This is a genomic window from Paraburkholderia agricolaris (genome assembly GCF_009455635.1).
GTDB classification, from domain to species: Bacteria; Pseudomonadota; Gammaproteobacteria; order Burkholderiales; family Burkholderiaceae; genus Paraburkholderia; species Paraburkholderia agricolaris.
The window spans coordinates 986,436-1,012,750 of sequence record NZ_QPER01000002.1 but is presented as its reverse complement, the minus strand read 5'-3'; the positions used below and the strand labels follow the sequence as shown (position 1 = coordinate 1,012,750).

The 26,315-nt window shown below is 60.9% G+C and carries 25 protein-coding genes; 8 read left to right on the top strand and 17 right to left on the bottom strand.

Features of this window, described 5'->3' with window-relative positions; translation table 11 throughout:
- Positions 1 to 127 precede the first annotated feature (127 nt).
- Positions 128 to 553 (bottom strand): phasin family protein, encoded by a 426-nt coding sequence (phaP, locus tag GH665_RS25980; protein ID WP_028198383.1) that lies wholly within the window; start codon positions 551 to 553, stop codon positions 128 to 130.
- Between the two features lie 353 nt (positions 554 to 906).
- Here phaP and GH665_RS25975 point away from each other — a divergent pair, with 353 nt between their 5' ends.
- Both GH665_RS25975 and GH665_RS25970 read left to right on the top strand, forming a co-directional pair.
- On the top strand, positions 907 to 1,371 hold the full coding sequence (locus tag GH665_RS25975; protein ID WP_153140136.1) for a hypothetical protein: 465 nt from the start codon (positions 907 to 909) through the stop codon (positions 1,369 to 1,371).
- A gap of 564 nt (positions 1,372 to 1,935) precedes the next feature.
- Entirely contained in the window at positions 1,936 to 2,706 is a 771-nt protein-coding gene (locus GH665_RS25970) for a DUF4410 domain-containing protein (protein ID WP_153140135.1), read from the top strand.
- A gap of 119 nt (positions 2,707 to 2,825) precedes the next feature.
- On the opposite strand, the gene GH665_RS25965 is transcribed toward GH665_RS25970, so the two are convergent.
- A complete protein-coding gene (locus GH665_RS25965; protein ID WP_153140134.1) occupies positions 2,826 to 4,082 on the bottom strand; it encodes a flavin-dependent oxidoreductase in 1,257 nt (418 codons plus the stop codon).
- A gap of 300 nt (positions 4,083 to 4,382) precedes the next feature.
- On the opposite strand from GH665_RS25965, the gene gtdA reads away from it, so the two are divergent.
- The 4 genes from gtdA (at position 4,383) to GH665_RS25945 (ending at position 7,526) form a co-directional block, all read left to right on the top strand.
- A complete protein-coding gene (gene gtdA / locus GH665_RS25960) occupies positions 4,383 to 5,435 on the top strand; it encodes a gentisate 1,2-dioxygenase (protein ID WP_153140133.1) in 1,053 nt (350 codons plus the stop codon).
- Positions 5,436 to 5,513: 78 nt separating this feature from the next.
- Positions 5,514 to 6,212 carry a fumarylacetoacetate hydrolase family protein gene (locus tag GH665_RS25955; RefSeq protein WP_153140132.1) on the top strand — a complete coding sequence of 233 codons (699 nt, stop codon included), beginning with the start codon at positions 5,514 to 5,516 and terminating at the stop codon, positions 6,210 to 6,212.
- 59 nt (positions 6,213 to 6,271) lie between these two features.
- Positions 6,272 to 6,916 (top strand): maleylacetoacetate isomerase, encoded by a 645-nt coding sequence (gene maiA, locus GH665_RS25950; RefSeq protein ID WP_153140131.1) that lies wholly within the window; start codon positions 6,272 to 6,274, stop codon positions 6,914 to 6,916.
- Positions 6,917 to 7,037: 121 nt separating this feature from the next.
- Positions 7,038 to 7,526 carry a MarR family winged helix-turn-helix transcriptional regulator gene (locus GH665_RS25945; protein WP_153140130.1) on the top strand — a complete coding sequence of 163 codons (489 nt, stop codon included), beginning with the start codon at positions 7,038 to 7,040 and terminating at the stop codon, positions 7,524 to 7,526.
- 93 nt (positions 7,527 to 7,619) lie between these two features.
- On the opposite strand, the gene GH665_RS25940 is transcribed toward GH665_RS25945, so the two are convergent.
- The gene (locus tag GH665_RS25940; protein ID WP_153140129.1) at positions 7,620 to 9,209 is read right to left on the bottom strand and encodes an ABC transporter substrate-binding protein; all 1,590 of its coding nucleotides are present in this window, start codon (positions 9,207 to 9,209) and stop codon (positions 7,620 to 7,622) included.
- A 398-nt stretch (positions 9,210 to 9,607) separates the two neighbouring features.
- Between GH665_RS25940 and GH665_RS25935 the strand changes: the two genes are divergently transcribed.
- Entirely contained in the window at positions 9,608 to 10,684 is a 1,077-nt protein-coding gene (locus tag GH665_RS25935; RefSeq protein WP_167531007.1) for a porin, read from the top strand.
- 223 nt (positions 10,685 to 10,907) lie between these two features.
- Here the strand turns inward: GH665_RS25935 and GH665_RS25930 are convergent, their stop codons facing one another.
- The 14 genes from GH665_RS25930 to GH665_RS25865 all read right to left on the bottom strand — a co-directional run bounded on the left by GH665_RS25930 (position 10,908) and on the right by GH665_RS25865 (position 24,988).
- Positions 10,908 to 11,897: an ABC transporter ATP-binding protein gene (locus GH665_RS25930; RefSeq protein WP_153140127.1), complete on the bottom strand. Its 990-nt coding sequence runs from the start codon at positions 11,895 to 11,897 to the stop codon at positions 10,908 to 10,910.
- On the bottom strand, positions 11,894 to 12,880 hold the full coding sequence (locus GH665_RS25925; protein ID WP_153140126.1) for an ABC transporter ATP-binding protein: 987 nt from the start codon (positions 12,878 to 12,880) through the stop codon (positions 11,894 to 11,896). The genes GH665_RS25930 and GH665_RS25925 overlap by 4 nt, the downstream gene beginning before the upstream one ends.
- Positions 12,877 to 13,752: an ABC transporter permease gene (locus GH665_RS25920; protein ID WP_217361944.1), complete on the bottom strand. Its 876-nt coding sequence runs from the start codon at positions 13,750 to 13,752 to the stop codon at positions 12,877 to 12,879. The genes GH665_RS25925 and GH665_RS25920 overlap by 4 nt, the downstream gene beginning before the upstream one ends.
- A gap of 115 nt (positions 13,753 to 13,867) precedes the next feature.
- Entirely contained in the window at positions 13,868 to 14,845 is a 978-nt protein-coding gene (locus GH665_RS25915) for an ABC transporter permease (protein WP_153140124.1), read from the bottom strand.
- A 141-nt stretch (positions 14,846 to 14,986) separates the two neighbouring features.
- Positions 14,987 to 16,114: a histidinol-phosphate transaminase gene (hisC, locus tag GH665_RS25910; protein WP_153140123.1), complete on the bottom strand. Its 1,128-nt coding sequence runs from the start codon at positions 16,112 to 16,114 to the stop codon at positions 14,987 to 14,989.
- Positions 16,115 to 16,176: 62 nt separating this feature from the next.
- Positions 16,177 to 16,941: an HD domain-containing protein gene (locus GH665_RS25905; RefSeq protein ID WP_153140122.1), complete on the bottom strand. Its 765-nt coding sequence runs from the start codon at positions 16,939 to 16,941 to the stop codon at positions 16,177 to 16,179.
- A 40-nt stretch (positions 16,942 to 16,981) separates the two neighbouring features.
- Entirely contained in the window at positions 16,982 to 17,650 is a 669-nt protein-coding gene (locus GH665_RS25900; protein WP_153140121.1) for a 4-carboxy-4-hydroxy-2-oxoadipate aldolase/oxaloacetate decarboxylase, read from the bottom strand.
- A gap of 54 nt (positions 17,651 to 17,704) precedes the next feature.
- Positions 17,705 to 18,406: an RraA family protein gene (locus tag GH665_RS25895; RefSeq protein WP_153140120.1), complete on the bottom strand. Its 702-nt coding sequence runs from the start codon at positions 18,404 to 18,406 to the stop codon at positions 17,705 to 17,707.
- A 2-nt stretch (positions 18,407 to 18,408) separates the two neighbouring features.
- The gene (locus GH665_RS25890; RefSeq protein WP_153140119.1) at positions 18,409 to 19,092 is read right to left on the bottom strand and encodes an RraA family protein; all 684 of its coding nucleotides are present in this window, start codon (positions 19,090 to 19,092) and stop codon (positions 18,409 to 18,411) included.
- Positions 19,093 to 19,148: 56 nt separating this feature from the next.
- The gene (locus GH665_RS25885) at positions 19,149 to 20,156 is read right to left on the bottom strand and encodes a DODA-type extradiol aromatic ring-opening family dioxygenase (RefSeq protein ID WP_167531006.1); all 1,008 of its coding nucleotides are present in this window, start codon (positions 20,154 to 20,156) and stop codon (positions 19,149 to 19,151) included.
- Positions 20,157 to 20,196: 40 nt separating this feature from the next.
- On the bottom strand, positions 20,197 to 21,234 hold the full coding sequence (locus GH665_RS25880; protein WP_153140117.1) for an amidohydrolase family protein: 1,038 nt from the start codon (positions 21,232 to 21,234) through the stop codon (positions 20,197 to 20,199).
- 26 nt (positions 21,235 to 21,260) lie between these two features.
- Positions 21,261 to 22,043 (bottom strand): FadR/GntR family transcriptional regulator, encoded by a 783-nt coding sequence (locus tag GH665_RS25875; protein ID WP_153140116.1) that lies wholly within the window; start codon positions 22,041 to 22,043, stop codon positions 21,261 to 21,263.
- 156 nt (positions 22,044 to 22,199) lie between these two features.
- Positions 22,200 to 23,648, bottom strand: a complete 1,449-nt coding sequence (locus GH665_RS25870; protein WP_153140115.1) for an NAD-dependent succinate-semialdehyde dehydrogenase — start codon at positions 23,646 to 23,648, stop codon at positions 22,200 to 22,202.
- 80 nt (positions 23,649 to 23,728) lie between these two features.
- Complete coding sequence (locus GH665_RS25865) at positions 23,729 to 24,988, bottom strand: aromatic ring-hydroxylating oxygenase subunit alpha (RefSeq protein WP_153140114.1); 1,260 nt, start codon at positions 24,986 to 24,988, stop codon at positions 23,729 to 23,731.
- Positions 24,989 to 25,245: 257 nt separating this feature from the next.
- Here GH665_RS25865 and GH665_RS25860 point away from each other — a divergent pair, with 257 nt between their 5' ends.
- Positions 25,246 to 26,205 (top strand): PDR/VanB family oxidoreductase, encoded by a 960-nt coding sequence (locus GH665_RS25860; RefSeq protein WP_246216370.1) that lies wholly within the window; start codon positions 25,246 to 25,248, stop codon positions 26,203 to 26,205.
- Positions 26,206 to 26,315 lie beyond the last annotated feature (110 nt).

The following is a 26,315-nucleotide window of genomic DNA, read 5'->3' as shown; positions in this document are numbered from 1 at the left end:
TTGAGGCGCGTAGGCGGCAAAAAAAATGCCGCGGATAACCTGAGGTCATCCACGGCATCGGGTGCTTCATTACGACATCTGCGTGTCACGCCGCGCCGGATCGAGCGATCCGGCGCGGCCGCGTTGGTTACTTTTTCTGCTGCTGCAAGAGCGACTTCAACTCCTGCACGTTTTCTTCCACGCGTTTTGCGATCACCGCATACGACTCAGCTTGCGTCTGATACGCGGCCTGCGCCAACTGCTGCATGTCGGCCAGCGATTTATGCAGGCTTTGCTGGATCAGTTCGGCAGCCTTCGCGGGAGGCGCGGCGCCGCCTGCCGACAACTGCCCCGTGAGCGACTGCAATTCGCCCAGCGTGGCGCGCAGCATCTCAGTCTGTTTTTGCGCGAGCGACTGCATGCCCTGGAAAGCAGTCTGATTCGCCTGAACCAGTGCTTCCACGTCCTTGCGTCGCGCTTCCATGATGGCGGGTACGTCGAAGCCGGGGAGCTTGAACTGCTCCAGCATTTTGGTGAAATCGCCAAACGGATTGGCGGCGTCAGGTCGGTCCATGCGAAATCCTCCTTAACGGTTGAATACTCGCCCGCGATGCATCGCCGCGATGGGTTTGTGCGGCTCATACACCCGTGGCGTCGTGTGCGCCGCACTTCCCGCAGCGGCTTGCTGCATCTAGGGTCGGACGGCACATTGGGTCAATCATGCGCCATCCGGCCACATTGCGCCAGCGGGCACACCCTGGCGTCGCCGGCCTCCGTGGCCGGCCGTGTCACGGTTCAGTCACGCGGCATGCAAGGCGCGGTAAGTTACGCGGCGGTTTCAGTAACCCGGCGAAGCGCCATCTCGACTATCGTTGCCGATGTGCTCGCGCACTGTCGCGCCGGCACTGTCTCGATGGGAGCGAGATCATGAAAAAAGGATGGATAAGCGCCGCACTGACCGCCGTTGTAAGCGTGGCCGCGACCGGCGCGCTGGCTCAGGAAGCGGCTTCGCCGCAGCCCGCAGCGATCCACGCGCAGGGGGAGCCGCCGCATGGTGATGGCCCACGCGACCCACGCGGAGCGCACTGGCAGCATGGACCGATGGGCCCCGGCTTCGCGGTGATCAACGATCTGGAGCAGTTGCGGCGCCTCTATGCAATGAGCGGACGTGAAGGCGAGATCGTGGCTGTGTATCACGATGTGTTGAGCAAGACGCAAGATCCTATGCTGCGCCACTATGTGTACGACTCGCTGGCCCGCGAGCAGTTGAAACCGGCCAATGCCGATCAGGCGATTGCCACGCTGCGCACCAGTCTGTCGGAAGACCTCGTCTCGGCGAACAAGTCGCCGCGCGGCCTGCCGCCAGGAACGCAAACACCTGTGCCGCAGTAAACCGCAATAGAGCCGCAATAAAGCGCGGCAGACTACGCAACCGAAGCATCACGCGTTCGAACCTCGATCGCTGGAAACGCTTCCGCCAGAAAGCAGCGCAGCCGTTCGATGCGCTGCGTTAGCTTTCGCACATAGCCGCCACTCTGCCCACTTTTCATCTTCCCTCAGGTGATTAGGATTAGAGCACCGCAACGCTAGTGCCTGGTGAATAATGCGCTACCCGCTGGACATGGCCGTCGCCGCCGCTCTTCTTGTCCTCGTTCTCCTTTGCATCATCGAGCTCGCCTTGGTGTGATGCCTCGCGTCGTTGTTTGCAACTCGTCCCGAGCTTGCCTCCCTCGCTGCATGTTTCGCCGTGACATGGCGCGAAATAATTGTTGAATGGAGTTTGGGGAGTGACTCACCCATACTTCGTTTCGCTGCCGGTGCGTACGAAAAAAGACGCATGAGATCAAGGGTGTTTTATGTGCGAATGCGCTCCCGATGATCAACGATCCACGGTTGCCCGATCATCGAAAGAGGCGTTCGAACACAACGGCACCGGGTGCCGACGACAGGATGAACATGTTGACTTCAGTGAGTTTCCTCAAAAAGAATGCCGCTCGTTTTGCATGCGTTGCGATGGTCTGCGGCAGCGCGCTCCTCACCGGCTGCGCCGGCGGCAGCATCAACAATGCGACTCAAAGCAGCGTGGAGCCGCAGGTGCGCCCCGACAACATTTATGTCTACACCTTCGACAGCAGTCCGGACCAGGTGAAGCTGGACAACGGCGGCATGCTGAAAAAATTGAAAGCGCAACTCGACGGTTCGTCCACCGCGCAAAAGCAATCCGCCGATGCGATCGCCGTGCGCGAGCAGGTCGCCAACGAAATCGTTCAGCAATTGCAGTCGATGGGGCTGCGCGCGATTCGCTCGGACGTCCCCGCCCCCGCCGACCAGAACGTGCTGCTCGTACAAGGCAGCTTCAACACGATCGACGCCGGCAATCGCCGCCGCCGCGTGCTGATCGGCCTGGGCGCCGGCAAGAGCGAGGTGAGCAGTTCGGTACAGATTCTGTATAAGCCGGCGGGCGGCACCGCAAGGCTGGTGCAAAGTTTCAACGCCAGCGGCGACAGCGGCAAGGCACCCGGCATGGCCGAAACTGCCGGGGTGGGCGCGGCGGTGGGCAGCATCGCGACCTCCGCGGCCGTGGGTGGTGGTTTGCACACCATGTCTGAATCCAAGAAGACTGGGGTTTCAGCAGACGCCACACGCCTCGCCGACGCGGTGGCCAAACAGGTGGCGCAAATCGGCGTCAACGGAGGCTGGCTCTCGACGCAACACATCAAGGGTTAAGCGCGGCGCCGTCAGGCAATGGCTGAAGCAAGATCCCCTGCTTCAGCCAGACCGAGCGGGACGGGCAATGGGCGCCGCATTGCGCTCGCGTGTCTAAATGTACTTACAACCAGATTTCGTCACCCTACCCGTTGCCTGGTCTTCAGATCGTCGAGATGAAAACCGGCGACCGTCTTGTACTGGTTCGCGATCTGACTCAGTTCTTCCGTACTGACCACATCTTCGATCCGCTCGAAACGCTGCCCCTGAGTGCGCTCGTAGACCACCTGCAGGATCCGGTCGGGGGGCGCCTTGCGGTTCATCAGCACGACGTCGCCGGTTGCCTTGACGCGCGCTCGATCGTAGGCAAGCAGCGCCTCCTCGCAAACACCCAGTTCCGCGCAACGGTCTGCCAGAAAGCGGGCGTCCAGAATCGCCTGCCCCGCGCCGTTCGAGCCACGCGGCACCATCGGATGTGCAGCATCTCCCAACAACGTGATGCGGCCGAAGCTCCAGCGCGGCAGCGGATCCTGATCGACCATCGGATACTCCAGAATCGTTTCCGTTGCTTCAATCATCGCGGCCACGTCCAGCCAGTCGAAATGCCAGTCTGCAAATGCCGGGAAGAAATCAGCCAGCCGACCTTTACCGTTCCAGTCGCGGCGTGCGGGTTGCGGCGCCTCGATCTCGGCGACCCAGTTCACCAGCTGATTGCCTGCGGCATCCACGTTATCGCGGATCGGATAGATAACCATCTTGCCGTGCGTCAGCCAGCCGGCGCGCACCATGCTGCCACCGCTCAGGAACGGCGGCGCCACGATCGTTCCGCGCCACATGTTGAAACCTGAATAGCGCGGCGCGCCTTCATCCGGATAGAACTGTTTGCGAATCGCCGAGTGAATACCGTCGCACGCCACGATCGCCGCACCGCCAGCGAAGTGGTCGTTGCCGGCGCTATCGGTAAAGCGTGCGACTGCGCCTGCTTCATCCTGGGTAGCGCCAATACAGCGGCGGTCTGTCACCACACTGTCCGGCCCCAGGCGTTCGAGCACGGTTTTGAGCAATACGCTCTGCAGGTCGCCGCGATGAATCGAGAATTGCGGATGCTCGTAACCGGCAAAACGCCCGGCCGGCTCGCGGTAGATCAACTGGCCGTGGCGATTGAAAAACGCCGACTCCTGCGTCGTTACACCCACGGCGGCCAATTCGGCCAGCAGATCGAGCTCCGCCAGTTCACGCGTCGCATGCGGCAACAGGTTGATCCCGACCCCGAGCGGCCTGATTTCAGGCGCCGCTTCGAAAATGCGGCTGGCAATGCCTGCCTTGTGCAAGGTCAGCGCCAACGTCAACCCGCCGATCCCTGCACCGACGATGACAACCTCGGTATCTTTTTTCATTTGTCTCCTCTTTCGTGTTGAGCGCGGAACCGCGCGCGCCGTTGAATCCGTCTCCTGCTCTGCGTGATTATTCATCAATTACGCAGACGTCTGCCGAAATATAGTGAGCTGTTTCTGCTTCGTCAAGCGGTTCATCCGGACAACCGAATTTATTTGACACCGCGATCAAGATTCAATATCTTTTGACATACGTCTGCCGATTATTCGTCAGAACACCGTCAAGCATGATCACGTATCGCCGGATAGACACATGCCGTTCGACGCGACACGGCGGTTCCAGAAAAGAACAGGAGACAAGCAATGAACACCGGCCTTCCCACATCGGACAGGAAAGCTTTCTACGAGCAGATCCGCGAACTCAACATGACTCCCCTTTGGGAATCGCTCAGCACCTTGGTGCCGCATCAGCCCAATGGCCCCTGTGTGCCCGCCCTGTGGAAATGGCGCGACGTGCTGCCCTACATCGAGCAGGCCGGCACCTTGATCACGGCGGAGGAAGCCGTGCGCCGCGTGCTCATACTGGAAAACCCCGCGCTGCCCGGCCACTCCAGCGTGACGCAATCGCTCTACGCGGGATTGCAGCTGATTCTGCCGGGCGAGGTCGCGCCGGCCCACCGCCATGTGCAATCGGCGCTGCGCTTTATCGTCCACGGTCGCGGCGCCTACACCGCGGTCGATGGCGAACGCACCACCATGATGCCGGGCGATTTCATCATTACGCCGAGCTGGACCTGGCACGACCACGGCAATGATGGCATTGACGGCCACGGCGAACCGGTGGTCTGGCTCGATGGACTGGATATCCCGATGATTCGCTTCTTTGACGCGGGTTTCGAGGAAAAAAGCGCGGCAATGTCGCAACGCGTGACACGTCCCGAGGGCAATGCGCTCGCGCGCTACGGACATAACCTGTTGCCGGTGGACTATCAGCCTTCGTCGCCCACCTCGCCCATTTTCAGCTACCCCTACGAGCGCACGCGCGAGGTGCTCGACCGGCTCTATCGCGACGCTGAACTCGACGCCTGGCATGGCGTCAAGCTGCGCTACGTCAACCCGGCAACCGGCGGCTGGCCGATGCCGACGCTTGCCACGTTCATGCAGTATTTGCCGGCTGGTTTTGCCGGTAAGCCGTTCCGCAGTACCGACGGCGCAGTGTATTCGGTCGTCGAGGGCACCGGACGCGCGGTTATCGACGGTCAAAGCTTCGAATTCGGCCCGAAGGACCACTTCGTCGTGCCGTCGTGGAAGACGTTCACGCTGCATGCCAACGACGACGCGGTTCTGTTCAGCTTTTCAGACCGGCCGGTGCAAACCGCGCTCAATATCCTGCGCGAAGAGAAGCTGGATGCGTGAACGCGGTACAAGCGACCACAGCGGTGACAGCAATCACAGCGGTCCGCAGCAAACACAATCACATATGGAGAATAGTCAATGAGTCTGGTCTTTGAGTCCGCGCCTGCGGTAACAGTCCCGGTTGCCGGTTCGGACGACGCGTTTCCCGTGCGTCGCATTTACTGCGTCGGGCGCAACTACGCGGCCCACGCACGTGAGATGGGTTTCGATCCTGATCGTGAGCCGCCGTTTTTCTTCTGCAAACCGACCGACGCGATCGTCTACGTCGCGCCGGGTACGACGGGCGAATTTCCGTATCCGCCCGAAACGGATAACTGCCACTACGAAATGGAACTGGTGGCCGCAATCGGTAAAGGCGGCAAAAACATCGCCGTCGACGATGCACTCGCTCACGTGTTCGGCTACGCACTGGGACTCGATATGACACGTCGCGATCTGCAGATGGAAATGCGAAAAATGGGGCGCCCATGGGATATCGGCAAGGCGTTCGATCACTCCGCGCCGATCGGCCCGCTGCATCGTGCCGAACGAACCGGACATCTGAAAGACGGCGCGATCTGGCTAGACGTCAATGGCACCTCGAAGCAACGCGCGGACGTCTCGCAACTGATCTGGTCGGTCGCGGAAACGATCGCGTACCTGTCGCGTTTCTTCGAACTGGTGCCGGGCGATCTGATCTATACCGGCACACCCGAAGGTGTTGGCGCCGTGGTCAAGGGCGATACGATGCACGGCGGCATCGACGGTCTCGGCGAACTCCACGTCAAAGTGGTCTGAACGACTCATGTCACAACGGAGCGCAATGCTGGCAGCGCTCCGTTCACCGAGGATATTCCGTGCAGCTTCACAATTTTTTCCGCAGCTCCGCATCGTATCGGGTACGGATCGCGCTGGCTCTGAAAGGCCTGCCATTCGACTACCTGCCCGTGCACCTCTCACGCGACGGCGGCGAGCAGTTCGCCCCCGCCTATCGCTCGCTCAGCCCCGAGGCGCTCGTCCCGGTGTTCCGAGACGGCGAGGTATCGCTCCATCAGTCGCTTGCGATCATCGAGTACCTGGACGAACTGCATCCCGAACCCCCGCTACTGCCGGCTGATCCGCTCGGCCGCGCCACAGTGCGTGCGCTGGCTCTGGACATTGCGTGCGACGTTCATCCGCTCAACAATCTGCGTGTACTCAAATACCTCGGCGATAAGGCCGGACTGACACAGGAAGCGCGGGACGCCTGGTATCACCACTGGGTTCACACGGGTTTCTCCGCGCTGGAAACACGGCTGGCTCAGAGTCACACAACGGGTGAGTTCTGCTACGGAGATCAACCGACGCTAGCCGATCTCACGCTCGTGCCACAGGTTTTCAACGCACAACGTTTTAACGTCGATCTCAGCGCCTATCCGGTGCTCAGCGGCATCGCGCAGCGCTGCCAGCAGTTGCCTGCGTTCGCCGCGGCGGCCCCCTCGCAGCAGCCGGACGCACAGTAAGCCGCGCGGATGACACCGGTCATCCGCCCCGCTCCGCGACCCACCGTTCACACTGCGCGATAATATCGTCCAGTCACGCTTGCCGCCCGACCGAGGGCGGCCCATTTCCAGATACGAGTCCATGGCAAAAAACCCTGTGGCGCGCGACCCGCGCCAGACTCCGCTCGACCGTCTGTATGCCCGCCCCGGCTTCATGATCCGGCGGGCCCATCAGATCTCGACGGACCTCTTCATCGAAGCCTGCGCTGCGCTCGACATGACGCCCAGCCAATATGGCGTGCTGTATATCCTGTTCCACAGCGGCCCGCTCGAACAGATCGGCATTGCCCGTCTGATCGGCCTCGACCGCTCGACCACCGCGCTTGTCGTCAAGATCCTGAGCGAACGCGGTCTGCTCGAGAAAACTAAAAGCGAAACGGACCAGCGCAAGGTGGAAATCTCGCTGACCGAAGCGGGCCGGCAATGCTTCCGCCAATGCGAGCGCTACGCACAGAAATCGGTCGATGCATTGCTCGCGCCGTTCGAGCCTGCCGAGCGCACGCAATTTCTCGCGTTGCTCGACAAGTTCGTTTCGCACTTCAACGACAACACGCGCGTAACGCTAGGGTAAAACCGGTCAGCGAGCTCTTGCCCGCTGACCGGTTCACTGTTCGCCGTTCACTGTTCGCGCCGTCCGCCTGCAACATGCAGCGGCGCTCATAAGTTACTTCGCCGGCGCGGCGTCAAACCCGTACATCTGCGAATCGACGCGCGGCACGATATGAATCCCGTTACGCGCGGCAAACGTGGAAACCTGCAGATGGGTCGGGATGATGCCGACTTCGTCGTGCAATACCTTCGACGTTTCCTGGTACAGCGCTTCGCGCTTCGCATCGTCGACCGTTGCCAACCCTGCATTCAACGGTTTCCAGAAGTTCGGCGAATCGTAAGTCTGGATGTTGATCTTGCGGAACGGATTGTTGGTCGGATTCGAGAACAGCGATTCGAGCTGCACGCCCATGTCGCCCGCATCCGCGCCCCAGCCGATCATGAAGAAGCCCAGTTGCAGCTGGTTCACGCGCGAGATGAACGTCCCCATCGGCTGGGTCTCGACCTTGGTCTTGCAACCGATGCGCGTCAGCATTTGCGCAACACCCTGAGCCAGTTGCGAATCGTTGACGTAGCGATCGTTAGGCGCGAACAACGTCAGCGAGAAGCACTCCGGATAACCCGCTTCGGCCAGCAGCTTCTTCGCTTCGTCGGGCTTGTACGGATCGGGCGGCAGCGCCGGGTTGTAGCCGAACATCGTGCTCGGCACACTGTTCTGCGTTGCCACGCCCAAACCTTGCAGCACCTTGTCGACCAGCACCTGGCGATTGATCGCGAGCGAGAACGCCCGGCGCACGCGCACATCCTTGAACGGATTCTTGCCCAACGGCTTGCCGTTGTTGTCCGTCACATACGGCGCGTTGTCGTTTAGCTGATTCATCACCCAGAAGACCATCAGGGTACTGGGCTTGGTGTAGACGGCAAGCTTCTTGTCAGCCTTGATGCGGGAGACATCCGCGCTCGGCACGTCGATCACCGCGTCGACATCGCCCGACAGAATGGCTGCCACGCGCGCCGCCGCATTCGGCAGGATTCGTACCGTGACCTTGTCATAGGCCGGCTTGTCGCCCCAATAAGCGTCGTTGCGCACGAGCTCGACGCGATCGCCCCGCAAGAAGCGGGAGAACTTGTAAGGCCCGGTGCCGACCAGGCCCTTGCCGGTTTCGAAGTCTTCGCTCTTGAGTCCCTGCGTGTCTTTCTTCGACAGCATGAAAATCATCGACAGATAGTTCGGCAGCACGGCCAGCGGGCGGGCCGTCGTCAGTTTGACCGTGTACGGATCGACCACCTGCACCTTGGTGATGTCTTTCGTGAAGACGCCGAACGTAGCCGGCGAATTGGTCAGCGTGTCGGGGCGAGCAAGCGAATAGACCACGTCATCCGCCGTGAACGGCGAGCCGTCCTGGAACTTGACGTTCTTGCGCAGTTTGATTTCCCACGTCTTGTCGTCAAGCGGCTTCCACGACTCGGCAAGCCCGGGCTGCAAGCGGCCGTCCGGCGACATGTCGATCAATGGTTCGAACACGTTGCGCGCAACGTTGCGGTTGCCCGGCAAGTTGGCGAACTGGGGATCGAGCGACGTAACGTCCGCGCTGACTCCGTACCTGAATTCCGCTGCACCTGCATTCTGCTGCACAAATACGCTCGCGGCCAACGCACCGGCCAACACTGCCAACCGGCCCCAGCCCCGCAAAGTTGTTCCCATCTCCGTCTCCTATATGTGCAGAACCCGCAAGGGTACCCGCTTTATTGAGGGAGCCTTCAACGACTTGAAGGCTCCCCTCTGAAAACAGCGCACCGAACTGAACAGCAGCGCATTAACGGCAAGTGTGCGGCTGAGTCACTTCGTGTTTACGAGCATCTTCGTCACGTCAAAATGCCTTCTGTATAACTATATTATCGTTATACACTTCTATCGAAGTCAAGCACTGCTCAAGTTGATGACGGGCGATGCGGGACCGCCGCGCAGCCTTTCGTTCCCACAACGAAATGGTTGCGCGTGCAACACGTTGCGAGGCGGGAACAACTGCGAACGAAGCCTCGCAAAACATGCGGCATCTTCAACAAAACTGGCGCAGACTATTCATGGAAAGGAGACAAACAATGAGAAAAACCCTCGCGGTACCCCTTGCTGCCGTTTCACTTTGTACTTTTGCAGCGGGTGCGCAGGCGCAGAGCAGCGTAACGATTTACGGGATCGTCGATTCAGGTATCAGCTACGTGAGCAACAGCAACGGTCATTCCGCGTGGGTCGCCGATACGGGTGTCCCACAGGGCAACCGGCTCGGCTTCATGGGTACGGAAGATCTCGGCGGCGGCATGAAAGCGCTGTTTCGCCTCGAGAACGGTTTCAACCTGAACAACGGCACGATTGGACAAGGTGGCATCTTCGGACGTCAGGCCTACGTGGGCCTGTCGAACCAGATCGGCACCTTCACCATGGGCCATCAGTACGACTTCATGGGCGACATCATCGGCAACTATTCGATTGCCTACGTCGCCGGTGTATATGCATTCCACCCAGGCGACTACGACCGCGTCTCGGGCGATCGTCTGGATAACACGGTCAAGTTCGTCAGCAACAACTTCGGCGGTTTCACTGCCGGTGCAATGTATGGTTTCGGCAATACCGCGGGCAACTTCCATCAGAACAGCTCGATGAGCTTCGGCCTGACTTACGATCATGGCCCGCTCAGTCTTGGCGCCGCCTATACGGATATCAACAACTTCCGCATCGACCCGATCAACGATCTGGGCGTCAACACGCTGTTCGGCCAGCCGCTGACCGGCCCGATCGTGGCGGACAGCATGAAGACCTGGGCACTCGGCGGCAGTTATTCGATCGGCAAGTTCGGGATCATGGGGAACTACACCGGCACGCGGATCGCCTACATGGGTAATGCGTCGACGCTGACCACGCTGGAAGGCAGCTTGCTGTACCACTTCACGCCGGCGCTGGTCGGTGGCGCGGGATACACGTGGTCGAAGCTCGAGAATTCGCATTGGGGCCAGACGTCGGTCGGCCTCGATTACTTCCTGTCGAAACGCACCGATCTGTATGCGCAAGTCAACTATCAACAGGCGAGCGGCGACGGTACGCATGCGGTGATTCTGACGCTGCCGACCTCGAGCACCAACAAGCAGCTCGTCGCCGGCATCGGCATTCGCCACAAGTTCTGACCCAGCTTCAAACCGATTGATCGCGAGACGTGCCGCTCGATAGCGAGAGTCGAGCGGCACCATTTGATGCCGGCGCAAGCCGGCTTTTTTACGCCTCAAAATTGGAGACTCACGCGGGCACGGTCAATCACGTTTGTGCGGCCCATGAAAAAGCCCGGTGTGAGCCGCTCAGCATCGCTGCCATGCGGTTCACACCGGGCCAGACTTCAAGCGCAGCGTTGACTCAGTCGATCAGATGACATGCCGCGAATTGTCCATCGGCAGCACGCTTCAATTCAGGTACGGCTTCCTTGCAAACGGGCAACGCATGCGGGCAGCGCGGATGGAAGCGACACCCCGAAGGCGGATTCATCGGCGACGGAATCTCACCCTTGATGGCATAGAAAGTTTTCTTGCGCTTGTCGAGCGACGGTACTTCCGCCAGCAATGCCTGCGTATACGGATGCTGCGGATTCTGATAGACCTGCTCGGTGGGTCCCGATTCAACGATCTTGCCGAGGTACATCACGACAATGCGATCCGCGATATGGCGCACTACGCCCAGATCGTGACTGATGAATAGATAGGTCAACCCAAGCTCTTCACGCAGCTTGATAAACAGATTCAGCACCTGCGCCTGGATCGACACGTCGAGTGCCGCCACCGATTCATCGCAAACGAGGAACTTCGGATTCACCGACAGCGCACGCGCGATACCGATACGTGCGCGCTGGCCACCGGAGAACTGATGAGCGAAGCGGTCCATCGAATCCGGATCGAGGCCTACCCGTTCAAACAACGCGCCGACGAAATCGCGTGTATCGGCCTTGCGAATGAAGCCATGCACGTGCGCCCCTTCCGCGACGATGTCCGCGGCACGCATACGCGGGTTCAGCGACGCATACGGGTCCTGGAAAATCATCTGGATATCGAGTTCGGCACGATTGCGCTCGCGCCGTCCGAGCGACGCCATATCGGTATCCTGCCAGTAGCGTTTGCCGCTCGTCGGCCAGTAGACGCCAGCCGCAAGGCGGCCGACCGTCGATTTACCGCAACCGGATTCGCCGACCAGGCCGACCACCTCGCCGGCGTTCACCGTCAGACTCAGATCGGTCACTGCCTGCACGCCCTTCGGCGGCTGCCGTCCGGTGACTGCCCGGACGAAACGCCCGGTCGCATCCTGTTTGGGAGCGAACGTCTTGGTGACGTTACGCAATTCGAGCAGCGGGGTCATGCAGTCTCCTCGTGTTCATCGACGACGGGCCGGATACAACGAACCATATGGCCTTCGTGGTCGATCGATTCGGCGATCTCCTGGGCGCATTCGGGCACCGCGGATGAACAGCGCGTGCGGAACGCGCAGCCGCCGCCCAATGTGAGCAGCGAAGGCGGCGCACCCGGAATCTGCCGCAGCATCACGCCTTTTGGATTGCGGCTCGGAATCGAATTCATCAGGCCGCGTGTGTACGGATGGCGCGGCGTATCGAGCACCTGATCGACGCTGCCGTGTTCGGCGATCCTGCCGCCGTACATCACGCATACGCGATCCGCGAGCCCCGCGACCACCGACAGATCGTGCGTGATCCAGATCAGCGCCGTGCCCGAGTTGCGGCAAAGCTGCTGGATTTCGCCGAGAATCTGCGCCTGAATGGTGACGTCGAGCGCGGTAGTCGGTTCGTCGGCAATCACGACTTCGGGCCGGTTGATCAACGCGATCGCAATCGCAACGCGCTGCCGCATGCCGCCGGAGAACTGATGCGGATAACACTTCAAACGCTCGTCCGGCGCGGGGATGCCGACCTGTGCAAGCGCCGCGCGCGCTTCGTCGAGCGCCGCGCGACGGCTCATCGGCCGGTGCGCGAGAACCGCCTCGACCATCTGCGTGTCGATGCGCAGCACGGGATTGAGCGTCATCATCGGATCCTGGAAAATCATCGAGATCCGGTTGCCGCGAATCTTGCGCCATTGCGCTTCCGTGCATGCAGCCAGTTCCTCGCCCGCGAGCCTGATGCTGCCGCTCACCACCTTGCCCGGGGGATCGATCAAACCCATGATCGAATAGCCGGTTTGCGATTTACCGGAGCCGGACTCGCCGACCACGCCCAGAATTTCGCCGCGCGCGACGCTAAAACTCACACCGTTCACCGCTTTCACGATGCCGCGCGGCGTCGTGAAGTGAGTGCACAGATTCTCCACCTGCAATGCGGGCTGAGTCATTTCTTCAACCTCGGGTTGAGCACATCGCGCAGGCGATCCGCCATCAGATTCAGGCATAGCATCAGCAACAGCAGCGCGACGCCGGGGAAAACGCTGATCCAGTAGGAACCGGACAGCAGGTAGTTGTAGCCGTTCGAAATCAGCAGGCCGAGCGACGGCTCCGTAATCGGCAAGCCAAGACCCAGAAACGAGAGCGTCGCTTCGAGCGAGATCGTGGTTGCCATCTGCACGGTGGCGACGACCAGCAGCGGCGGCACGCAATTGGGCAGCACATGGCGAAAGATAATCCGCGTGTCGCTCAGTTTCAGACAGCGCGCCGCCTCCACATACTCCTTGCGCAGCTCGACGAGTGCGGAGCCGCGCGCGGTACGCGCATACACGGCCCACTGAACCAGCACGAGTGCGTAGATGATCTTGTCGACACCTTTGCCGAATGCGGCGATGAACACCAGCGCAATCAGAATCGAAGGAAACGAAAGCTGGATGTCGGCGAGCCGCATGATGAGTGCATCGACCTTGCGCCCATAGAATGCGCCGACAAGGCCGAGCGCAACGCCAATCACCAACGCGAGCACCGTACAGGCCAGGCTCACATACAAGCTGGTACGCATGCCGTAGAGAATCGCGGACAGCATGTCGCGCCCTTGATCGTCCGTGCCGAGCCAATAGATATGTGTGCCCATCGACGCATGCGCGAACGGCGGCAGTTGCGAATCGCTGAGGTCGAGCTGCGAGAGGTCATATGGATTCTGCGGCGCAATCCACGGCGCAAAGACTGCCAGCGCGGCAATCGCGACAAAGAGGACGAGCCCCAGCAGCGCCAGTTTGCTCTGGCGGAATTCGCTCCACAGCGCGCTGAGTTGACCGCCCATGCGCGCAAACCGATGCGGGCGTTTCACCGGCCTGGCGGCGGGCAGGGTGGAATCGGCGGATACAGCGGATTGGGCACGCGGTTCAGCCATGGTCGTTCCTGTGGTGTGTCCCATGTCAATTCACCTCCGACGTCACCGAGATGCGCGGATCGAGCAGCGAGTACAGAATGTCGACGACCAGATTGATCAGCATGTAGATCGCCGCGACGGTCAGCAGATAGGCAATCACCACTGGCCGATCGAGCGCATTGATCGAATCGATCAGCAGTTTGCCCATGCCCGGCCATGCGAACACGGTTTCCGTGACGATCGAAAACGCGATCAGCCCGCCCAGGTTGATACCGATCACCGTGACGAGCGGGATCATGATGTTCTTGAGGATGTGCACGCCGACAATGCGCGATGCGCTCAGTCCTTTGGCCCGCGCGAACTTCACATAATCAGTCAGCGCGGTTTCGCGCGTCGACGAATACGCGAGCCGGATAATCAGCGCAATGTTGAAGAGGGCGAGATTCAGCGCGGGCAACAGCAGGTGCCTCCAGCCGTCGAGCGTCAGAAAACTCACCTGCATGCCGAGCCATGACGTCGTGGTGCCGCGTCCGCCTGACGGCAGCCAGCCGAGTACCACCGAACAAACGAGAATCAGGATCAGGCCGACCCAGAACGTCGGCAAACTGAAGCCGATCGTCGACGAAGCGGTAATCAGGCGCGAGGAAAGTTTCTCGGGGCGCAAGCCCGCATACATGCCAAGCGGAATGCCGATAACGATCGCCATCAGCATCGCAATCACCGACAACTCGAGCGTCGCGGGCATGCGCGAGACGATCATCTGCGCAACCGGTGCGCCGGTCAGGAACGAGGTGCCGAAGTCGCCGCGCACCGAATGGGAGAGGAAATGCCAGTACTGGAGCCACCACGGCTGATCCAGTCCGAGCGAGGCAATGATGCGTGTGCGCATCTCGGGCGTGGCGCTGTCGGGAACCATCAGCGCAATCGGATCGCCCACCACGTAGACGCCGGCAAACACGAGCAGCGACATCGCCCAAAGCGCAAGCACGCTCTGGAACAGTCTCCGCAGAATAAACTCAAACATGGATTGTCTCGCTCCAACGGGGGATCACTTCAAGCGACAGGACTTGTATTTGCCTGTTTGTGGCCACGGATGCTGCGGGCAGTCCGTGGCCGGGCTTTGTCTCGAAAGTATAATATAGTTTAATTTAGGTGAGTTTTCATCTCACGCGTTGACCACCACCAGTTCACGCAGCGCCGTAAAGAACCTTTCGTTTTCCTGCGGCAATCCCACCGTGACGCGCAGCCACTCGCCAAGACCGTAGTCCACCACCTTGCGCACGATGATCCCGCGCCTGAGCAGTGCGTCGAACAGCTCGGCCGAATTCCCCACCTTGATCACGACAAAATTGCCCTGGCTTTTCACATACGGAAGCCGCAATGCGTCGCAGACTTCGTAGAACCGCTCGATCCCCTCACGATTCAGCCGATACGATTCGTTCAGGTAGTCGTCGTCGTTCAGTGCGGCGATAGCAGCGGCCTGCGCCAGCGAGTTGACGTTGAACGTCTGCCGCACGCGATTCAGAAGATCGGTGACGTAAGGCGTGGCGATTGCAAAGCCGACTCGCAGACCGGCGAGGCCGAACGCCTTCGAGAAGGTACGTGACACGACCAGATTCGGATAGCGCCGTACGAGCTCGGTACTGTCGTAACGATGGCGCGGTTCGAGATACTCGTTATAGGCTTCATCGAGCAGCACCACGACGTTAGCCGGAATCCGATCGAGAAACGACGTGAGTTCGTCGACGCTGAAGAACGTTCCGGTCGGGTTGTTCGGATTCGCGAGATACACCACGCGCGTTGAAGCGTTGACCGCTTGCGCCATCGCGTCGAGATCGTGGCCGTAGTCTTTGGCAGGCACGGCGACCATCCGCGCGCCGGTTGCCTTGACCGCGTTCTGCCATGCCATGAACGCGTATTGCGACGACACGGCATTGCAATCGCTATCCGGTTGCGCGGCCTGCAGGAACGCACGCGCGACGAGTTCGAGAATATCGCTCGAACCGTTGCCCAAAGTGATCCAGTTGCGCTCTACGTTGTACTTCTGGCCCAGCGCCACTTTCAGCGCGTGACCGTTCGGATCGGGATAGCGTGCCCCGCTGTTGATGATCGCGTCGATTGCCGCGCGCGCTTTCGGCGGCATGCCGAGCGGATTTTCATTCGACGCGAGCTTGATGATGCTGGCTTCCGGCAGCCCATACTCGCGCGCCGTTTCTTCAATGGGTTTGCCTGCCTGATAAGGCTTCAACGAGCCGACGTAGGCCGGAGCGACAGGACGCAATTCGTTTGTCATGAGAACACCTTTGCTGACTTCGATAGAGGAATGAGGATGCATGGCACACCGGCACCGGGCACTTACAGGAACTTCGTCGGCCAGATCATCGTGCGCCAGATATGCGCCGACGGGCTGCCGTCGAAACCGAGCCCTTCTTTCGGCTGCCGGAAATTGCGCCCGATGATGTCGACGAAATCGTCAAGACTCACCACCGCGTTCGGATCGAACGAATAGATGTCGTGCAGCGTGATCGAGCGGCTCGACATGTACCACTTGTGATTGCGCGCGTATTCGTAGTCGCGTTTGATATACGGCTCGGGCTCGTAGTCCTTGCCGAAATAGCGCAGATACGCATCCGGATACCCATAACCCACCGACTCGTCCGCGAAGAAACGCAGCGCCTGGTGATACTGGATGGCCCAGCTGACCTCTTCGTCCACGTACGGCGCGATCATCTGCGCGCCCCAGTAGCCATGATCGCCGCGAATGAACCCGGCCACGCTGATGTCATGCAGCAGGCAAGCCAGCACGATCTTCTCGCTCTGCCCTGCTTTCAACGCGTGCGTCGCGCTTTGCAGCACGTGATTGGCCGGCCCGAAGCGGTACTTGAAAAAGTCGATCAAGGTAGGTTGCGCCGGCATTTTCTGCAGACGCGGATCGTCGCCCATCATGAAGTGACCCGTGCCCGGCGGCGGCGCAATGGCCTGGGTCGGATCGCGGTCGCCCGAGGTATAAATCACCGATTTCACCACGCGCCGGTCCAGCTCCGCGATCATCTTGTGTTCAAGCGCATCGGCGCGCTCGGAAAGCGTAGGCTCGTGGGCGCCTGCGGTTTGATTGCTCATTACAATTGCTCCTCTGTCTCTTCGATATCGAACCGCGCGTCTAGCGATTCCAGCCGTAAATATCGAGCGTCAACTCGCCGGCGGCGATGCGCGCGAGTATTTCCGCTTCCTTGTCCTCGCGTTCACGCGCGGCCCGCAACGTCGCATCAATCGATTCCTGCGCAAGCACCACCACGCCGTCCGCGTCGCCCACAACCAGATCGCCGGCCCGCACGGCGACATCGCCGATCCGCAACGGATGATTGATCCAGCCGCGTGCCGCGAAATCCTTGGTCGTGCCGCGAATGCACAAACCACGCGAGAACACCGGGAAGCCGATGCGCGCGAGCAAGTCGGCATCGCGAACGCAACCGTCGATAACCAGCCCCGCCACGCCACGCTCCTTGGCCGCGGTAGACATGACTTCACCCCAGTAGCCGGCCTCGTAGTAGTCGCTCGTGTACACCACCAGCACGTCGCCCGGTTGGGCGACGACCAGCGCGCGATGCAGCCAGAGATTGTCGCCGGGTGGCGAATGCACGGTGACCGCCGGGCCGCAGACGCGGAACGCGGAACTGACCGGCTTGATCGCCGACGGCAGCGCGCCCAGTTTGTTGGCCGCTTCGAGCAGGGTTGCCGACGGAAAGGCGCGAGCCGCCTCGATCACTTCGGCGGCGGGCCGCTCGATCGAAGCGGTGACCAGCGGCGAGTCGATAAAAGGGTACGACATGGTGTCTCCTGATGGATATTCTGTTGGCTCGCGTGGCGTCTTGAGCACCGGCGCTCAGGCGCTCACTTTGGTCTGCAGCGCATGATAGCGATGCTGCCGGCGCGCCTCGTCGAGTCGCATGCCCTGCCGCGCCGCTTCGCGTATCGCATGTTCGGCGGCGTGAATCTCTTCGGCTGCGGCCAGCACGCGATCTTCATGAGCCCGCGGAATCACGATCACGCCATCCGCGTCACCGATCAGCAGATCGCCCGGCAACACCCGCGCGTTACCGATATTGACCGGCACCTGGGTACTTTCGACCTGCACGCGGTCCTTGCCGGTACGCATCCAGTGCCCCTTGCTGAACACAGGGTAACCCAGCGACAAACACAGGCTCACATCGCGGCAGATACCATCGATAACGGTGCCGGCAATGTTCCGCCGATGCGCGATTTCCGTGAGAATGTCGCCCCACACCGTGCAGTCTTCACGGCCGGCGTTATCCAGTACGATCACGCCGCCTTCCGGCACGTCGTCGATATAGTCGCCGACAGTGCCGGGCGGGGTTGTCGGCGGTCCGTAGAGAATCGTGAACGCACGGCCGCACAGCCGGAAACTCGCATCGCGCGGCTTGATGCCGGTACATTGACCGACAATGCCGAGACGATCCAGCGCATCGCTCAGGGTTGCGGTGTCGAGGCGCTGGGCGCGCTGCGCATTCTCATCGTTCGTGCCGCTCGGCTGGTTCGCGTGGTTCGTGCCGTTTGCGTTGCTCATTTTTATCCCCTGTCCTGCAGCATATATTCGTAGTCCGCCCCCATCACCTGGGCGATGGGCACGCCGTTGAGCAGCTTCTTCGCCATCGCCGCTTCCTTGCCGGCGATCTGCTCGGCGGCGGCCAGCACGCGCTCGACGTCCGCAGCCGCGATGAAGATCACCGCGCTGTTGTCGGCGATTACGTAGTCGCCCGGATTGACGCGTACCTCGGCCACGGTGATCGGCACATTGGTGCCGGCTTCAGCAACGCGGTTACGTGCGGTGAAGGCCGTCAACGCCCGCGCAAAAACCGGGAAGTCGTATTGGCGCGCTTCGTCGATATCGCGCACCGGGCCGTCCGCGATCACCCCCTCGATGCCGCGCAACGAGGCGCCGAGCGAGAGAATGCCGCCCCAACTGCCGGCGTCGAGCCCCGTGTGCTGTTCCACTACGATCACGTCGCCCGCACCGGCGAATTCGACGGCCGTCGTGCCGAGATGGCGCGGCGCTCCGGTATGAGCGGTGGCGTTCACTTGCGCGGCCTCCACCAGTTTCACGGTCACGACCTTGCCGGCGATGCGGCGCGAGGTCGATCGTTGCGGCAGGCCGGTAACCGTGCCGCTCAGGCCAAGCTTGTCGAGCGCGTCCGATACGGCGCAACAGTCGAGCCGCTGCAGGCGTCGGGTGGTGTCATCTGCTTGTTTCATGCGTGTCTGCTCCGTTCCTCGTATTCGTTTTGTCCCGCTACTGCTGCTGTGATCGTTCACTCCCAGCAGGCAAACGCCATCCCCGAGCCCGTGCCGGCTTCCGAGCGATAACAGGCGACGTAGTCAATCAGCGTCATCTTTAGCGACGCGCTCGCGGCAAGACCGACAAGCGGCAGCCAGCTCTTGATTTCCGACGTATTGCCGTTGAAATACGGCTCAGGAATATCGCGCAGCGTGGCCTCGTCATGTTCGGCGAGCGCGGCCAGCACGCGCTGGTCGAGCGCTTCGTCAACCACGAAGTGGCTCATGCCGCCCGACGCGACCACCGCGACACGAAGATGCGACGGCAAGCGCTTGATCGCCGCACCGAGTGCATGACCGAGCGCGAGGCAGCGCGCCACGCGCGGTTGATTCGGCGCCACGCCGACGTTCAGAAACACCGGCACCGAAGGCGGCGGCGCATCGCGCATCACACGGCGATAAACAAAACCGAACGCATGCGGAATGCCATGCTGGCGATCCTCACCCTTAGGCAAGCGGGTCGACACGGCAATGTCGAAACCGTCGTCGACAAGCGAGCGCACCAGCGTCAGCGCGTGATCCGGCGCACCGGGATATATCGCTCCTTCCGGCGGGCAATGACCGTCCTCCGCCTCGGCGACGCCCGGCGGCAACCGGCGGCGCTGCTCGTCCGACAAGGGCAGGTTCTCGATCTGCTCGCCGCCGAATAGCGTAATCGCCGGTGTCAGGTCGTCCTTGAACACTTCGCGTTGATCGTTGCCAAGCACGATGACGAGATCGGCTTTCATCGCGTGAAAGCGTTCGGCAAGCGTGTCGAGTGCGCGCTGGCAAGCGGCGTAACGCTCCTGCTTCGACGCATCGGTAACGGCCGCCGCAAAGCCGGGCGCGCGTGCTTCCAGCAAGGCCGGGTAGTCGTATGAACGCCCCTGAAACCAGTGCGATGGATTCTTCACGTCCGCGCCGGCCCGCAAATGCCAGAGCTCGGGCGGCATCGACAGCAAGGGGCCATGCGATGTGGCGATTGCGCCGATCATCGTTGCCATGCCACGCTCCCGTTGGGTATGTTTTTCATGGCCAATGCTTTCAACGTGCGGCAGTTGTGCCAGCCGGCGAATCGAGACGGAACACCTTACGTGCATTGCCCTCGAAAATCATCCGTTTCTCGTCGCCGCTCAACCACTCGAAACCTTCAATGATCGGACGAATGTCGTCCAGCCAGCGGCCCGTCTGCGGATCTTTCACCGTGCCGACCCCCGGCCGCTCCGCGCCGAAGATGCAGCGATCGGCACCAACCGTCTTGATGAGCAGACGCAACGCTTCTTCCGAATACAGCACGGTGTCGTAGTAGAGGCGGCGCAAGCTGTCGAGAAACGGTTCGCTCGCGCGCCCCGGCCGCAGCGAAGGCGCCTGAAAACGGCCGAACTGATACGGCACCGCACCGCCGCCGTGCGAGACAACGATCTTCAATTGCGGGAAATCCTTGAACACGCGCGAACGGGCGAGCGCCATGACCGCAATCGTTTCTTCATTGATGAAGTGCAGCGAGTAGTTGTGCCGCTCCGAACGGCATCCCGCCGAATGCAGATATGCGGGCACGTCGAGCTCGACGAGCTTTTCATACAGCGGATACCAGTATTCATTGCCGAGGTCGGGCACCTCGTTGGTCGCGAGACCTTCGCTCGGATCGGTATTCAGCAGCACGCCGACCAGACCGAGCTCCTTGATGCAGCGTTCGAGTTCAGGCAGCCATCCGCTGACCGGTTCGCCCCACGCCTGCGGCAAACCGCCGATGCCGCGAAACGTCTGCGGCATGAGCCGCGCCTGTTGCGCGATCATGTCGTTGGTTTCCTCGGTGAACCAGTGGACGATCTTCGCGGGCTTTTCGCTATGCATCATCTGATACGGACGCGGTGAGATCAGTTGCAGATCCGTGCCGATGTCGCGCAACTGCTCGACGTGCGACTTGGTGCCGAACGTCGGTGCATTGAGCACCGCCAGCATTTCATCGTCGCTGATCTGCGCAGTGCCACGGCCGTGCGCGCCGCGATGGGAAACAAGACCGGACTTCCAGACGTAAAGAGAATCCGGCGCGGTAACGTGCGCGTGCGCGTCGATGATCATGAATGTCTCCGTTGATTAGTGTGAGTTCAGGCCCGGACCGCTTCCGGATCGGGCTGGATGTATAGCGTCGGCGTAATCGGAATGAAGCTTGTGCGAACGATCTGGATCCGCTCCTGCATCAGGCGGCGCGCCAGCTCGACTTCGCCGCAGCACACCGCGTTGAACAAACGCCGATGCGAAGCGATCACGCGATTTGCGGTGTCCGCACTCGTATAAGTGGCAAGCAAAGGTGTCAGCACAAAACGCAAGGCCTTGAATTGCGCGAGCAGAACCCGATTGCCGGATGCTTCAACCAGCGCTTCGTGAAAGCGCAGCGATGCATCAGTAAAGGTATCGAGTTGCTTGCGCGCGTCTTCCACGCGGTGCAACGCGTCGCGCAATGCGGTGCGGTGCGCCACCGTCAGGTTTTCCGCCGCTTTCTCCGCGGCCAGCACTTCGATCGCCATTTGCGCATCGAACACTTCGCTCGCGCCTGCGCCAATCAGGCTCAGCTGGATCGACAGCGCATCCGCAAAACGCTCCGGGTTGGCACCCGCAATCCACACCCCGCCCTTCGCTCCCATGCGAATCTCGACAATGCCAACCGCTTCGAGCGTTCTCAGCGCATCGCGGGCAGCCGTGCGGCTCACATTGAATTGCTGTGCAAGCGAAGCCTCGCTGCCAAGGAAATCGCCCGCTTTCACCTGCTTCGAGAACAGCGCGGCACGCACTTGCGAAGCGACACGCCATGAAAGCTTTTCCGTGTGCACGGACTCCCAGACTGTCGAAGTCCGAGCGGGCCTGGCATCGTGCTGGATAGATTCTTTCATTAGTCGTACGAATCGTATTGGCTAGTCCATGAGCAGGGTTGGAACGATGCTCAAAGGTCTCACTGCTTCAGGGGATGCTGTTAACTATAATATATATAACTTTTCTGAGATTGACCAGCGGCGATCGACGTTTCGACCGCCGCTCTGGCCGCACACTCAGGACACGGCTTGCTGCACGAACTTCGTAACCAGGTATGCCTGCAAGCCTTCGACGCCGTTTTCGGAGCCAATACCGCTCTCCTTGACACCGCCGAACGGCACTTCCGGCCCCGAGACCAGCATGCTATTGATGCCGATCATGCCCGCTTCGAGGCCATTCGACAGTTGCAACGCGCGTCGATCCGAACCGGTGAACGCATAGGCCGCAAGGCCATACTTCAATCGATTGGCGCGCTCGAGCACTTCTTCGACGGTCTTGAAAGAACTGAAAGGCACCACGGGGCCGAATGGTTCCTCATTCATGATGCGCGCCGCTTCGGGCACATCGGCGAGCACGGTCGGCGCGTAGAAAAAGCCGGGGCGATTCAGGCGCTGGCCGCCAAGCAGCAACCGCGCACCGTGCGAGACCGCATCCTTGACGAACTCGTCCGCCGCGGCGAGCCGGCGCGCGTTGGCAACCGGACTCGCCTGGGTGTCGGGCTCGAAGGCCGGGCCGACCTTCAGCTTCGCGGCCACTTCGACGAACTTGTCGATAAAGGCGCCGTACACGCCCTCCTGAATGTAGAAACGCGTTGGCGAAATGCAGGCTTGCCCGGCCTGGCGAAACTTGGCATTGGCGGTCATCGTGGCGATCCGCGCAACGTCGACGTCGTCGCAAACGATCATCGGCGCATGGCCGCCCAGTTCCATCACCAGCTTCTTCAGACCATGCGCCGCGGCCAGCCCGGCGAGATGCTTACCGACAGGAATCGACCCGGTGAATGCAACGGCCTTGATGACATCCGAGGCGATCAGATACTCCGATATCTTTGCCGGCACGCCGAACACCAGATTCAGCACGCCGGGCGGCAACCCCGCATCCTGAAAGCACCGCACCATCGCCGTAGTGGATCCGGGTGTTTCTTCGGCCGCCTTCAGAATCACCGAGCAACCTGCCGCGAGCGCGGCCGCCACGGTGCGCGCGGGAATCCGCACAGGGAAATTCCAGGGCGTGAACGCCGCCACCGGTCCAACCGGCACCTTCAGCACGAGCTGGCGCGAATTCGGCAGCGGACCGGGCACCACGCGCCCATAGGCACGACGCCCCTCTTCCGCGAACCATTTGACGATGTCGGCCGAGCTATGCGCTTCCTGCAAGCCGTCGGCCAGCATCTTGCCGTGCTCGAAACTCATCAGCGTGCCGATCTCGTCGGCGCGTTCGTGCATCAGCGCAGCCGCTTTATCGATGATGACCGCCCGCTCGGCGGCGCTCATGCGCGACCATGTGGCAAACCCGGATGCCGCCGCGGCGAGTGCGTCGTCGAGGTCCGACTGCGTGGCAAGCGGCAACTGGGCGAGTACTGTTTCGTCAGCGGGATTGACGACCGGCTGGGTATCGCGCCCGCCGGTACGCCACTCTCCGTTGATAAACAGGCCGAGTTGAACGTCGTAACTTCTGGTATGCATCTGCGTCTCCGATATCTGATATCCGGCCGGCGCGAGGCGCCGCCGTGTGCTGTTCTCGCACCGTTACTGTAGCGCGGACCTCAGGGTTCCATGCCCATTGCATCGAGAAAGGCCTTCCTGACCTGCTCCGGCTGCCCTGCCTGAAAGCGGAAATCCTGCAGATGGTGCTTCCACAAAGGATGATTCGCGATCTCCGCGCGCGTCATGCCCTCAACGAAGGTAGCGCGAGCGGCAATCGGCAGTTGCACGCATTCATTGAGCTTCGGATCGCGGATGAGGCCCTTCGGCTCGCCGCCGTTCGCGATCACGTCCAGTTCTTCGAAGAAGCGCCGGCGCAGCATGACGATGCCGCGATCGCTGCTGCCCAGATTTTCTTTCGTGCGATCGGCCACCACGCCTTGCCCCGCCCACGCGACAAAATCCTGGTTCATCACGTGGCTCGTGATCCAGCGGCCGGTTTGCGGATCGGTCACCGGACCATACCAGGTCGGCACGCTCTTTTGCTCGTACGGCTCACTTTCCTTCGGCACGCGGGTGAAGGCCCAGGTCACGCTCAAGGTGCGCGAATCGTCGACCGGCACGCGCCACTCGAAATGCTCGCCGAGAAAGAATGCGTTCGGCCACAGGCACACCCGGCCGATCGACCAGAGCGGATCGTTTTCGTCCGCGTCGCCGCGCAGGCGCTTGTAGATGAAGCCGTAGTCGAATTCGTCGAAATCGAGCTGCTTATGGGCGGGCGAGTACGGGCCCATCGCGCCATTCAGGCGCGTGGTCCAGTTGTTGTGCATCCATTCGAAGTGGATCGGATCGATCGAGTTCTCCTGGCATTGCAGCCAGTTGCACGGCACCTCGGAAATCACTATCTGCACGAAACCGTTCTTCCACGAGAACGGCTCCCAGTTCGGCACGAGCGGCGCAGGTTGCGGCCCGAGATAGGCCCACAGAAGACCCGCCTTTTCCTCGACCGGATAGGCCTTGATCTTGACGCGCTCTTTCAGCTTCAACTGCGGATTGGCAACGTCCTCATACGGCTGCTCCGTGCATTTGCCGCCCTGGTCATAGAGCCAGCCGTGATAGTTGCAGCGCAGCCCGCATTTTTCGACGAAACCATAGGCAAGATCGGCGCGGCGATGCGGACACTGGCGGTCGATCAGCCCGAAGTTGCCGCTCAGGTCCTTGTACAGCACAAGATCTTCGCCGAGCAGACGTACCGGTTTGACGGCTACTTCGTCGAATTCGCTCACGCCGGCAATCGGCATCCAGTAACGGCGCAGCAGCTCGCCCATCGGCTCGCCCGGCCCAACCTTCGTCAAGAGTTCGTTCTTTGCTTGGGACAGCATTCTTCAAGTCTCCATTGTTATCGCTCGGCCTGTGCGTCGGGCTCACAAACGCTTTGGCGGCCTCGGCCGGCCATCATTCCTGTCGTTTCCAGCATCGCGCTAATAATAATACACATTAGACATTATAGAAGCATCTATCCGCTCGATCGACTTCTGCTCTACGCTTGTCGGCGCTGTTTCGATAATATATATTACACATAGAAGCAGGCGCAACAGAATTTACGTCTGCGCGGCGAGACAACTCCGGACGAGTCAATATGAAGAAGGCTATGGATACGCTACAGGTGCAACTTCGCGCGATCAGATACGAGGCGCCCACCATCAATACGTATGAATTTCACGCACCTGATGGCTCGCCGCTGCCGAACTTCACGGCCGGCGCTCACATCGATCTCCACTTGCCCAACGGAATGATCCGCAGCTACTCGCTGTGCAATTCTCCGAAGGACACGCACCGCTACGTGATCGGCGTGAATCGCGATCCGTCGAGCCGCGGTGGCTCAGCCTGGGTGCATGAGACGCTGCGCGTCGGCGCCGTGCTGACGATCGGCGTGCCCGCCAACAATTTTCCACTGGTGGAAGATGCCGCGCATACGGTGCTCATCGCGGGGGGAATCGGCATCACGCCGCTCATGGGCATGATCCAACGTCTGGAAACATTGGAGCGGTCGTGGGAGTTGCACTATTGCACGCGAACCCGTGAGGCCACCGCCTTCGTCGACACCTTGCGTCAGTACGGCTCGCGCATACAGTTTCATCACGACGCTGAGCCGGGCGGAAAACGGCTCGATTTCTCCACGGTATTGACGCAGCACGACGAGCGTACGCATTTCTATTGCTGCGGCCCCACGGCCATGCTGAATGCGTTCGAAGCCAGCGCGGCGAACTGCGGCGGTGGCACGCGCTTTCATGTCGAGTACTTCGCAGCCGGCGAAGCGCCCGCCACGGCCGGCGGCTTCAACGTGCAACTCGCGCGTTCGGGCCGCGTGATTCAGGTAAGCGCCGGCAAGACGATTCTCGACACACTGATTGCCGAAGGGATCGATGTCAGCTACTCCTGCTCGCAGGGTGTGTGCGGCGCGTGCGAAACGCGTGTGCTCGCAGGCGTGCCGGAGCATCGCGACATGGTGCTGACCAAGGGGGAACAGGAGGCAAACCGGTCGATGATGATTTGCTGTTCGGGCAGCAAAAGCGAGTGTCTGGTGCTCGACTTATGATCGTGGGATAGTGCCGGCAGAGATGCGAATTGTATAACCGTATGATTATTCAACGGCTATGCTAACATCGCGCTCAATCTTTCGGGGTCGCACCAGGTCTGTCATGCGTG